Genomic DNA, 11,483 nt, shown 5'->3' on the forward strand with positions numbered 1-11,483 from the left:
AGTGGGCAATATGCGGTAGCCGGCTAGTGCACTCCCCTTGAGCGAATCGGTCATGCTCGGTCTTTGTTTCTCAAGGATGAAGAACGCATGACCTCCCCCGAACGACGTCTCCTGCCAAACGCAGCGGACAAAACTGCCCTCAAAGCGATTGCCACGACGATCGTGCAGACTTGCCCGAGTCTGCTCGACGCAGCCCGGCAAGTCGCCAACGAACTCCTGGCGGACAAAGGCCTGTCCGGCCTGGATCCCGACCGGATTTACTTCCACCGTTTCAAAACGGCGCAGAGCAGCGCGCTGACCTTCACGGGTTGGGAACATTTGCTCGAAAAGCCTTACGAAACGCTCACCCTCACGCAGTTGGTGATCCATCGCTTTCGTGCGACTGATCAAGACAACGCAGACCTGCTTGGCCTTTACTGCGGCTTCTATTCGGATGGCCCGGAGGCGGAAAACTTCAATCAGAGCAATGAAGTACGGTTGCTTGGCAGCGATGTTCTGAAAGCGTTCTGGGACGTCGACTTCAGCGCGCGCTACACAGGTCAACTGACGACATTCTGGCAAACCTCGTCGGATAACTTCCGCGCCTTGGCAAAGTGCAACTTTCTCAGCCTGGCGGTGCAGGCGCTGCAACAGGGTGACCTTGACGGGACTGATTTTCAGCGCGTCGTCGCCTCGGTTATCGGGCCCGTCACCTGGCCCGTTACCTTGCAAATGCTGCAAGCGTTGCACCCGGTCGGTGCTGAAGTGCGGGCGCTGGATCTCGATGGCCAGGTAGCCTCCAATGCGCTGCGTCTGGTGGAAGACAGTGGCAGGCAGACCCTTTACTTGCCAGGCGAAGCCCAGTCATTCCTCTTGATGGACAATGAAACGGATCTGCACTGGTGGATGCTTGAGCAGATGAATTCAGAGGACAAGCGCACGGCCTTTCTCAAGCATTTCCCGCTGGCTGAGCGCAATCACATGACCGAAAACCTCACCGACCTGATGAACCGTCTGGTGAGCACCTGGGGCCACAGCGATCACCGAATGATCAATCGCAGCAACGTCGCGATCAGCGGTGACGCATTCACTTGGTTGAGCGAGTCGACACGCACGAGCATGGTTGCCGAGGCGCATCTGGCGCTCACTTCCAACAGTGCCCTGCGCAAAAAACTCTGGATCGGTTATTTGAGTGCCGGTCTGAAAGTATTCGGTCCGATGGCAGCAGTGGGCTGGCCTGTGGCGTTGCCTTTGATTGGCGCGAGCATCGCGAACATGGGATTGAACATCGATCAGGCCGTCAACGGCACTACGCCAACCGAACGCAAAGCCGGTGTCACCGGCGCAGTGCTCAACGCGATCGACATTGTGTTCAACATTCCGTTTCTGATCAGCACTGGCCCACAACTTGAAGTGGGCCCACAGGTGGAGTTTGCTGAAGCTGAAGAAATGCGCGGGTTGATCGAGCTCACTTCGCCTGAACCACCATTCTTGCCGCCTCGGGATCTACCGCCAGTCACGGCGGTTGATCCAGAGGCGGCCGTTGAGCTGGCAAACGAAATCCCCATCGAGACGACCCTCGCATCCAGCCAGCAGTTGGCCACGGCTGCTGCGCGCCAGGGTTCGTCTTTTCCAAAGATTCCTGCCAAATATCGATGCAACGAGTTACTGGCACAGCGTTCTGTAGAAGCAGCGCCAGGCAAATATGAGGGTATTTACCGCCTGGACAAGGAGCCGGGCCATGCCATCGAAATGGAGGGTGCCGCGTACTACGTGCGCTATTTTGCCGACTCCGAAGACGCCGGCAACTGGGCCATCGTCAATCCCGAGCGGCCCAATCAGTTCGCTTACTCGTTGCCAGTACGCTTCGGTAGTAGCGGCAAGTGGGAACGCATACCCGCGCTGCGTCTCAGGGGAGGAGGCCAATGCGTGGGCAAGGCGTGTTTCCTGGACACTGACCTGACCTCGTCCTCGGCCCCGGATCCGGCCACGCCGTCCGCGGAGCTTCCCCTCGTCGAACCGGTTTCACCGGTTGCGCGGCCGTTGCGCCTGGTTACTCCTCTCAACGACATCATCGGAATGGACCTGGCGAAAATGAAAAGATGGGCAATGAACTTGCCCGAGACTTCCGTCGAGCTTGCCAGTGCAAACCAGGGTAAATCATCAACTACCGATACGTATGCAGCCTATTTCCGCGACAGACGCACGTCCATGCTAAACGAGGCCAAAGAGTATTACTCAGAACTGAACTGGACCAACCTGCCCGCGCGACCAGTCATCCCGCAAATCGATGCCGAGATGCAGGCCGCTGAGTTGATTGATCGCATCTTTGCCAATACCGATGGGCTGGTCGTCGGCGAAACACTTGATCGCATCGCCAGTATGCGTTTCATGATCGAAAACATGCCGACGTTTTCACGGCATATCCGCACACTATACGTACGTGGTTTGCTGAGTGATTTTGCCCAGGAAGATCTCAATGACTTTTACCGCTCGGGAGAGATGTCAGAGGATCTTCGAGGCTACTTGTCCAGCCTGGGTACCGACCCTGATGAACGATTCAACATCCTTGAACTGATCAAGGCTGCTCAGGCCAATGGCATCCGGCCCCATGGGCTTGAAGTCGCGCACAGTTACAAGTTGAAGGTACCGCTGACTTCGATCGAAGAGCAGATGATCCACGCCCGGCTCGCCAATCAAATCATGTGGGGTGACGATCTCCTCAACAAACCAGGGAAATGGGTTGCCCTGGTCGACGCAACGAACACCAATACCTTCAGAAATCTGCCAGGCATCAGCGAACTCAGAGGCGGCATCGGTTTACGGATCGAAGAAGTGGCGTCCACCGAAGTGGCTGACATCAGAGTCGACCCGGGACTGGAAGTCGCTCGAGGTCCGTTTGATAACGGGGCAACGACGCGCAACTCCTCCGACGTCTTATACGCTGATCTGCGCTTGCAGATCGCAGCACCTGTACCGCAATGGACTGAGGCAACAGTGAACACACTGCTGAATCGCAACGGCATGTTCATGTTCGAAAAAACGCAAAATGCATACACACTCGTGCGTCGCGACAGTGCCAGCAATATTGTTCGAACAATGGTGAATCGCAGAAGGGACGGTCAGGTTTACATCTGGGCACAGACGATGCCGCGGATCAGCGGCATCATGTTCCGTGACCTCGGCGCGTTATCCCAGCGCTTGATAGAGATCGGCTTGACCCTGCAAAGTCGCTTACCCAGCTGACTGTTTTCAGGGTATGAAACGAAAAAACCCTTGGCTTCAGGCCAAGGGTTTTTCGTTAATCAACCTGCAGCGGGATCACTCCCACTCAATGGTCGCCGGCGGCTTGCTCGACACGTCGTAAGTGACGCGGGAGATGCCTTCGATTTCATTGATGATGCGGCCGGAGACGGTTTCCAGCAGTTCGTAAGGCAGGTGAGCCCAACGCGCGGTCATGAAGTCGATGGTTTCCACGGCACGCAGGGCAACCACCCAAGCGTAACGACGGCCATCGCCAACAACGCCAACCGATTTCACTGGCTGGAACACCACGAACGCCTGGCTGACTTTGTGGTACCAGTCGGCTTTGCGCAGTTCTTCGATGAAGATGTGGTCGGCACGACGCAGCAGGTCGGCGTATTCCTTCTTCACTTCACCGAGGATGCGCACGCCCAGGCCCGGGCCCGGGAACGGGTGACGGTAGACCATGTCGTACGGCAGGCCCAGTTCCAGGCCCAGACGACGGACTTCGTCCTTGAACAGTTCGCGCAGTGGCTCGACCAGTTTCAGGTTCATCTCTTCCGGCAGGCCGCCCACATTGTGGTGCGACTTGATCACGTGGGCCTTGCCGCTTTTCGCGCCAGCCGACTCGATCACGTCCGGGTAGATGGTGCCCTGAGCGAGGTACTTGATGTTTTCCAGTTTGTTCGACTGGGCATCAAAGACGTCGATGAAGGTGCGACCGATGATTTTGCGCTTCTTCTCCGGGTCGGCTTCGCCGGCCAGGTTGTTGAGGAACTGCTCTTCAGCGTTGGCGCGGATCACTTTGACGCCCATGTTCTCGGCGAACATGGCCATCACTTGCTCGCCTTCGTGCAGACGCAGCAGGCCGTTGTCGACGAAGACGCAGGTCAGTTGGTCGCCGATGGCTTTGTGCAGCAGCGCAGCAACAACCGAGGAGTCAACGCCGCCGGACAGACCCAGCAGCACGTTGTCGGTGCCGACTTGTGCGCGGATGTTGGCGATGGCGTCTTCAGCGATCTTCGACGGCGTCCACAGGGCTTCACAGCCGCAGATGTCGAGGACGAAACGCGACAGGATACGACCGCCCTGTTTGGTGTGGGTCACTTCCGGGTGGAACTGCACACCGTAGTAGCCACGGTCGTCGTTGAACATACCGGCGATCGGGCAGCTTGGGGTGCTGGCGAGGATGTGGAAGTCTTCCGGCATCCGGGTGACCTTGTCACCGTGGCTCATCCACACGTCGAGGCCGAACAGGCCGTCAGCGTCGATGTGGTCTTCGATGCCGTCGAGCAGGCGGCTCTTGCCAACCACATCAACGCGGGCGTAACCGAACTCACGCAGTTCGGAACCTTCAACCTTGCCGCCCAGTTGCTCGGCCATGGTCTGCATGCCGTAGCAGATACCGAAAACCGGTACGCCCAGGTCAAACACGGCCTGTGGGCAACGCGGGCTGTCGGCGACGTGCACGGACTCGGGGCCGCCGGCGAGGATGACGCCTTTAGGAGCGAATTCGCGGATCGCATCTTCGTCCATGTCGAACGGGTGCAGTTCGCAGTACACACCGATTTCACGCACGCGGCGGGCAATCAGTTGGGTGTATTGCGAACCGAAGTCGAGGATCAGGATGCGGTGAGCGTGAATATCGAGGGCCATGATTCAGTCTCGTTTAAGTCGTTCAGAAACAGTCGTGATTCAGAAACAACTCGGGGCTGAATCAAACAGCCCCGGTTGCTTACTTTATTGCTTGAAGGCTCAACCTACGCGGTAGTTTGGCGCTTCTTTGGTGATCTGCACGTCGTGAACGTGGGATTCGGCCATGCCAGCGCCGGTGATCCGCACGAATTCAGGCTTGGTGCGCATTTCTTCGATGTTGGCGCTGCCGGTGTAACCCATCGAGGAACGCAGACCGCCCATCAACTGGTGAATGATCGCGCTCAGGGTGCCTTTGTAAGGAACACGGCCTTCGATGCCTTCCGGAACGAGTTTCTCGGCGCCTGCCGAGGAGTCCTGGAAATAACGGTCGGAGGAGCCTTGAGCCTGGGACATGGCGCCCAGCGAACCCATGCCGCGATACGCCTTGTACGAACGGCCCTGGAACAGTTCGATCTCGCCCGGCGCTTCTTCAGTACCGGCGAACATCGAGCCCATCATCACGCAGGAAGCACCGGCGACGATGGCCTTGGACAGGTCACCGGAGAAACGGATGCCGCCGTCGGCGATCAACGGAACGCCAGTGCCTTCAAGGGCAGCGGCAACGTTGGCGATAGCACTGATTTGTGGGACGCCGACACCGGCGACGATACGGGTGGTGCAGATCGAGCCAGGGCCGATACCGACCTTGACTGCGTCAGCGCCTGCTTCGGCCAGAGCCTTGGCAGCGGCGCCGGTGGCGATGTTGCCGCCGATCACCTGCACTTCAGGGAAGTTCTCTTTGACCCAGCGAACACGGTCGATCACGCCTTTGGAGTGACCGTGTGCGGTATCGACTACCACGACGTCCACACCAGCGTTGACCAGGGCTGCGACGCGGTCACCGGTGTCTTTACCGGTACCGACAGCAGCGCCCACGCGCAGACGACCTTGATCGTCCTTGCTGGCCAGCGGGTAGGCTTTGGCTTTTTCGATATCGTTGACGGTCATCATGCCTTTGAGGGCGAATTTGTCGTCGACGATCAGCACGCGCTCGATGCGGTGCTTGTGCAGCAGTTCGCGTGCTTCGTCCTTGCTCGCGCCTTCCTTGATCGTGACCAGACGCTCTTTGGGCGTCATCACTTCACGGACGGTGGCTTCCAGACGGCTTTCGAAACGTACGTCACGGGAAGTGACGATGCCGACCAGGTCGCCATCGTGCAGAACCGGAACGCCGGAAATGTTGTGCATGCGGGTCAATTCGAACAGATCACGAACCGTGGCATCAGCCTCGATGGTGATCGGATCCTTGACGACGCCGGCTTCGAACTTCTTGACCTTACGCACTTCGGCAGCTTGCTGCTCGATGGTCATGTTCTTGTGGATAATGCCGATGCCACCTTCCTGAGCCATGGCGATTGCCAGACGGGCTTCAGTGACGGTGTCCATTGCAGCAGAAACCAGAGGAATGTTCAGCTCGATGCCACGGGTAAGGCGGGTCTTGAGACTGACTTCGTTAGGAAGTACCTCGGAATAACCAGGCACTAAGAGAATGTCGTCGAATGTCAGAGCTTCTTGGCTGATACGCAGCATCGCGGGGGCTCCCGAGCGGGAAAATGGAAGCGCGCCATTATAGTCAGACACCCCCTGCTGTTCAATGTAAAACTCAGCTTAATATCAATGTTGCTGATGTACGGGAAATCCCCGCCCCTACAGCTCCACCTTGACCCAAGAGACAGGTTGATCGAGCCAATCGGCGAACTCATCGATAAAGCTTTGCTTGAAGCCCGCCTCCAGCCAGTTATTGAAGATGAAACCAAGGTTGGAGAACGCGCATTCCTGCAAAAACAGAAAACCGTTGATGTCATCTTCGTGCCCGCATTCCGGGCACGTGAAGTTGTCGGTGCGGCCCGGGAACCAGTCTTCAAGGCTGTCGAACAGTGCTTCGCCGACTTCACGACGGCACTCGGCGCAACCAGCTTCTTCGAGGAAGCCCTTGGCCGGCGTGTAGATGCAGCGCTTGGTGACGATCTCCAGCCCGTTGATCGGCTCACCGAATGGCAAGGCTTGCGGGTGCAGGACCACAGCACGGGCGCCATCGGCAATCGCGTAAGCCATGCGGTTGCCGGTGCGGCCACAGGTGGTCAGCTCTTCTTTGATGATGTTCTTGCGCACCAGCCAGCGCACGATCGCCCGCGCCCGGGGTTCGTGGACCGGCAGGGTGGAGATTTTCGGGACGATGATGCTTTGCGAATTCATGGTGCAGCCTGCGACGTCAAATGGAAATTCTGCGGTGCTCACTCCGCCGCCATCGCGGGCAAGCCCGCTCCCACAGGGATCTCGTTCGGTCACAAATGTTGTGTACACCAGAGAAACCTGTGGGAGCGGGCTTGCCCGCGATGGCGTCAGTGCGGCCGGCAGCTTAATCCCTGACGAAATCCGGTCAAGTGCTGAGGTAGCGTCCGATCAATGCGAGCCCGCTCGCCAGCACCAGCCACGTCACCAATCGCACAAACGCCTCGCGCGACAGGCGCATGGTCAATCGCCGCCCGATCCACAACCCCAGCGCCATGGCCGGCAACAGACACAGCGCCAGCATCAACAAGGGTAGCTCGGCATATACACCGGCGATAGCAAACAGGCTCAAACGCACCACCGTGCTGCAACTGATCAACGCACTTTGCGTGGCCCGCGCCGCATCCTTCGGCAGCCGACTATTCAGATAGATCGCATAAAGAAACCCGCCACTGCCAAACAGCGCCCCAAACAACCCGCCCACCGTCCCCATCGGCACCGCCCATGCCGCCGACAATTGCGTTGGCCGCGCCTTCACCCACAAGCTGTAAATCGCATAGGCGCTGATAAACAACCCCATCAACAACAGCAATACATCGGATTTGAGGTTGAGCAGAAAAATCACCCCCAGCGTGCAACCGACTGCCATACACGGCAGCAGCCGCAGCAACTCGGGTTTGGCCACATCCCGCCGCGACGGCAGCAGATTGCCGAACGCCGCAACAAAATCCAGCAGCACCAGCAACGGCACGATTTTCGACAACGGCATGAACAGAATCAGAATCGGCCCCGCCACCAGCGCCGTGCCGAATCCGGCGATACCGAACACGATGTAAGCCAGGGCGATCCCCAGCCCGATCACCGCCCAGCCGCCGGTGCCCCATGTCCACTCACTCAACAACCCGGCCACGCTCATTGATCTGCTTCCTTAATAAGCCTGTGATGACTTTAGCCAGCGCCGAGGGTTGCGACTAATATCTTAAAAGTCGCTAACCCATCTCAAAAAGGCATGCCTGATGCTTTCAACCCGTCAACTGCGTTACTTCGTCGAAATCGCTGAGTGCGGCAGCTTCAGTTCGGCAGCCGAACGGTTGTTTGTTGCGCAATCGGCGCTGAGCCGGCAGATCAAGGACATGGAGACGCGGCTGCAAACACCACTGTTCGAACGAACCGCGCGCCAGCCTCGCCTGACAGCGGCAGGCGAGGCGTTTTTGCCGCGCGCCAGAAATCTGCTCAATGAGTTGAGCAAGGCCAGTGCCATGGCCACTGAAGTCGGTAACGGTCAGCTCGGCACATTGCGCCTCAGCCACTCCAGCACCGTGTCGATCAGCGGACGTTTGCTCGGTGAAATCGGTGCGTATCTGCAGCAACAGCCTGGCGTGTCACTGGATATCGGCCAGTTGTCTTCCGAGGCGCAACTGGAAGAGTTGGCCGAAGGACGCCTCGACATCGGCCTGCTGCGCCTGCCCGTGTTGCGCCAGCGCGAAGGTATTCAGATTGTCCCGCTGTTTACTGAACGGTTGCTGCTGGCGGTACCGATGGATCATCGATTGGCCGACGCTGAACGTGTCGATTTGGCACAACTGAAGGACGAAGCGTTCATCTCCATTCCGCACCCGCAACGCGGCGGCTTGAGTTACCTGTGTGCCGACCTGTGTATGCGTCAGGGTTTCTTCCCGAAAGCGGCGCGGGTGATGTCGCGCAAGACCACGCAATTGCAGTTGATCCAGGCCGGTTTCGGCATCGCCCTGCTGCCGGAATCGATGCAGGACATCGCCCCGAGCGGCATACGATTTCTGCCGCTGACCGATCCCGACTGCCACAGCACCGTCGCCCTCGCCTATCGACAGGATCCCACCCCGCTGATCCAACACTTTATCAAGGCGTTCACCAATCCCTTGTAGGAGCTGATGAGTGAAACGAGGCTGCGATCTTTTGATCTTGACCGCCAAAAGAAAGATCAAAAGATCGCAGCCTTCGGCAACTCCTACAGGGGATCGTGTATTGCATTGGAAATTAGCTTTAAACTGCGCCCCATGATTAAAGATCCCTTTGCAAGACTTGGCCTGGACCGTGAAGTCCTGACCGTCAGCCAACTCAACGGCCGCGCGCGGGTGTTGCTCGAAGACGTGTTCAGCAACATCTGGGTCGAAGGCGAAATTTCCAACCTCGCCCGCCCGGCGTCCGGCCACATCTACTTCACCCTCAAGGACAGCGGCGCGCAGGTGCGTTGCGCGCTGTTCCGGCAGAACGCTGCGCGAGTGCGTCAGGCGTTGAAGGACGGCCTGGCGGTCAAGGTGCGTGGCAAGGTCTCGCTGTTCGAAGGCCGTGGCGACTATCAACTGATCCTCGACACCGTCGAACCTGCCGGTGACGGTGCGCTACGTCTGGCCTTCGATGCCTTGAAAGAAAAGCTCAGCGCCGAAGGCCTGTTCAGTGCCGAACGCAAAGTGCCGCTGCCCGCGCATCCGCAGCGTATCGGCATCATCAGTTCGCCGACCGGCGCGGTGATTCGCGACATCATCAGCGTGTTCCGCCGGCGTGCGCCGCAGGTGCAACTGACGCTGATTCCGACTGCCGTACAGGGCCGCGAGGCCACCGCGCAAATCGTCCGCGCGTTGAAAATGGCCGATGCCCGTGGCTTCGACGCGCTGATCCTCGCCCGTGGCGGCGGCTCGTTGGAGGACCTCTGGTGCTTCAACGAAGAAGCCGTGGCCCGCGCCGTCGATGCCTGCGTGACGCCAATTGTCAGCGCCGTCGGTCACGAAACCGATGTGTCGATCAGTGACTTTGTCGCTGACGTGCGCGCACCGACGCCGTCCGCCGCCGCTGAGTTGCTCGCGCCCGATTCCAGTCACTTGATCCGTCAGGTCGAAAGCCTGCATCGCCGCTTGGTGATGCGTATGCGCGATCGCTTGATGCGTGATCGCCTGCGCCTGGAAGGTATGGCCCGTCGCTTGCGTCATCCCGGCGAACGTCTGCGCCAGCAGGCTCAGCGTCTGGATGATCTGGACATGCGCATGCGCCGCGCTTTCGAGCGTCATCTCAACACTCGCCGCGAACGCTTGATCCGCCTGGAAACCCGCCTCGCCGGGCAACATCCGGGACGGCAACTGGCGATGTTGCGTCAGCGCCTCGACAGCCTCGCCGAACGTCTGCCCCGGGCCATGCGCGAAGGCCTGAAAAACCGTCGCCTGCAACTGCACAGCCAAATGCAGACGCTGCATGTGGTCAGCCCGCTGGCAACGCTCGGGCGTGGTTACAGCATTCTGCTGGATGAGCGCGGCCAGGCGATCCGCAACGCCGCGCAAACCCACACCGGCCAGCGTCTCAAAGCCAAACTCGGCGAAGGCGAACTGCAAGTGCGCGTCGAGGACAATCACCTGACGCCTGTCACCCTCTCTTTACTGGACTGATCAATGTCGCGTTTTCTGGCTCCACTGTTTCTGCTCTGCCTGACTTTCAATGCCCACGCTGACAGTTACATCACCCGGCTGCTGAACAAACCGGTGCCGGGTGGCGTGGCAGTGGTTGATCTCGGCTCAGCCGCGCAGGCACCGAAAGCCACGTATCAAGGCAAACCGGTGCTGGTGGTGAAAGAGCAGAACAACTGGCTGGCGATTGTCGGCGTGCCGTTGACTGTGAAGCCGGGCGCGCAACAGATCAGCAGCGGCGGGCGCAATCTACCGTTCACCGTGGGCAACAAGAAATACCCGGAACAGCGCATCACCCTGAAGAACAAGCAGCAAGTCAATCCGGACCAGTCGAACCTCAAGCGTATCGAAGGTGAACTGGCCGAGCAGATCAAGGCCTACCGCAGCTTCAGCCCGAACACGCCGAGCAATCTGTTGCTGGACAAACCGGTCAACGGGCCGCTGTCGAGCAAGTTTGGCGTGCGTCGTTTCTTCAATGGTGAAGAGCGCAATCCGCATGCCGGCCTCGACTTCGCGGTGCCGGCGGGCACGCCGATCAAGACCCCGGCGGCGGGCAAGGTGATCCTCACCGGCAATTACTTCTTCAACGGCAACACAGTGTTTGTCGACCATGGGCAAGGCTTTATCAGCATGTTCTGCCACATGTCGAAGATTGATGTGAAGGTTGGCGATCAATTGGCGCGGGGCGCTGTGGTCGGCAAAGTTGGCATGACCGGCCGCGCGACCGGGCCGCACATGCACTGGAATGTCAGCCTGAATGATGCGCGGGTGGATCCGGCGATTTTCATTGGTGCGTTTCAACCTTAAAAAATAGAGCGAAGCTTAAGGCCTCATCGCGAGCAGGCTCACTCCTACATTGGACTGGTGTTGTGAACACGATCAACTGTAGGAGTGAGCCTG

The 11,483-nt window shown here is 58.8% G+C and carries 8 protein-coding genes; 4 read left to right on the top strand and 4 right to left on the bottom strand.

Annotation, left to right across the window (positions count from 1 at the left end):
- Nucleotides 1-87 precede the first annotated feature (87 nt).
- A complete protein-coding gene (locus tag PMI23_RS17675; protein WP_007916831.1) occupies nucleotides 88-3,225 on the top strand; it encodes a membrane-targeted effector domain-containing toxin in 3,138 nt (1,045 codons plus the stop codon).
- 75 nt (nucleotides 3,226-3,300) lie between these two features.
- Here the strand turns inward: PMI23_RS17675 and guaA are convergent, their stop codons facing one another.
- From guaA to PMI23_RS17695, 4 genes are all read right to left on the bottom strand, one after another.
- Nucleotides 3,301-4,878, bottom strand: a complete 1,578-nt coding sequence (gene guaA / locus PMI23_RS17680; RefSeq protein ID WP_007916833.1) for a glutamine-hydrolyzing GMP synthase — start codon at nucleotides 4,876-4,878, stop codon at nucleotides 3,301-3,303.
- Nucleotides 4,879-4,977: 99 nt separating this feature from the next.
- Complete coding sequence (gene guaB, locus PMI23_RS17685; protein WP_007916845.1) at nucleotides 4,978-6,447, bottom strand: IMP dehydrogenase; 1,470 nt, start codon at nucleotides 6,445-6,447, stop codon at nucleotides 4,978-4,980.
- Between the two features lie 117 nt (nucleotides 6,448-6,564).
- A complete protein-coding gene (locus tag PMI23_RS17690) occupies nucleotides 6,565-7,113 on the bottom strand; it encodes a sugar ABC transporter ATPase (protein ID WP_007916849.1) in 549 nt (182 codons plus the stop codon).
- A gap of 184 nt (nucleotides 7,114-7,297) precedes the next feature.
- Nucleotides 7,298-8,065, bottom strand: a complete 768-nt coding sequence (locus PMI23_RS17695; RefSeq protein ID WP_007916850.1) for a sulfite exporter TauE/SafE family protein — start codon at nucleotides 8,063-8,065, stop codon at nucleotides 7,298-7,300.
- Nucleotides 8,066-8,165: 100 nt separating this feature from the next.
- On the opposite strand from PMI23_RS17695, the gene PMI23_RS17700 reads away from it, so the two are divergent.
- From PMI23_RS17700 to PMI23_RS17710, 3 genes are all read left to right on the top strand, one after another.
- Nucleotides 8,166-9,053, top strand: coding sequence for a LysR family transcriptional regulator (locus PMI23_RS17700; RefSeq protein WP_007916851.1), 888 nt, complete (start codon nucleotides 8,166-8,168; stop codon nucleotides 9,051-9,053).
- A gap of 132 nt (nucleotides 9,054-9,185) precedes the next feature.
- Nucleotides 9,186-10,565 carry an exodeoxyribonuclease VII large subunit gene (gene xseA / locus PMI23_RS17705; protein ID WP_042704978.1) on the top strand — a complete coding sequence of 460 codons (1,380 nt, stop codon included), beginning with the start codon at nucleotides 9,186-9,188 and terminating at the stop codon, nucleotides 10,563-10,565.
- A 3-nt stretch (nucleotides 10,566-10,568) separates the two neighbouring features.
- Nucleotides 10,569-11,390, top strand: a complete 822-nt coding sequence (locus tag PMI23_RS17710) for a M23 family metallopeptidase (protein ID WP_007916854.1) — start codon at nucleotides 10,569-10,571, stop codon at nucleotides 11,388-11,390.
- Nucleotides 11,391-11,483: the final 93 nt, after the last annotated feature.

The organism is Pseudomonas sp. GM24 (assembly GCF_000282235.1).
Lineage (GTDB): Bacteria > Pseudomonadota > Gammaproteobacteria > Pseudomonadales > Pseudomonadaceae > Aquipseudomonas.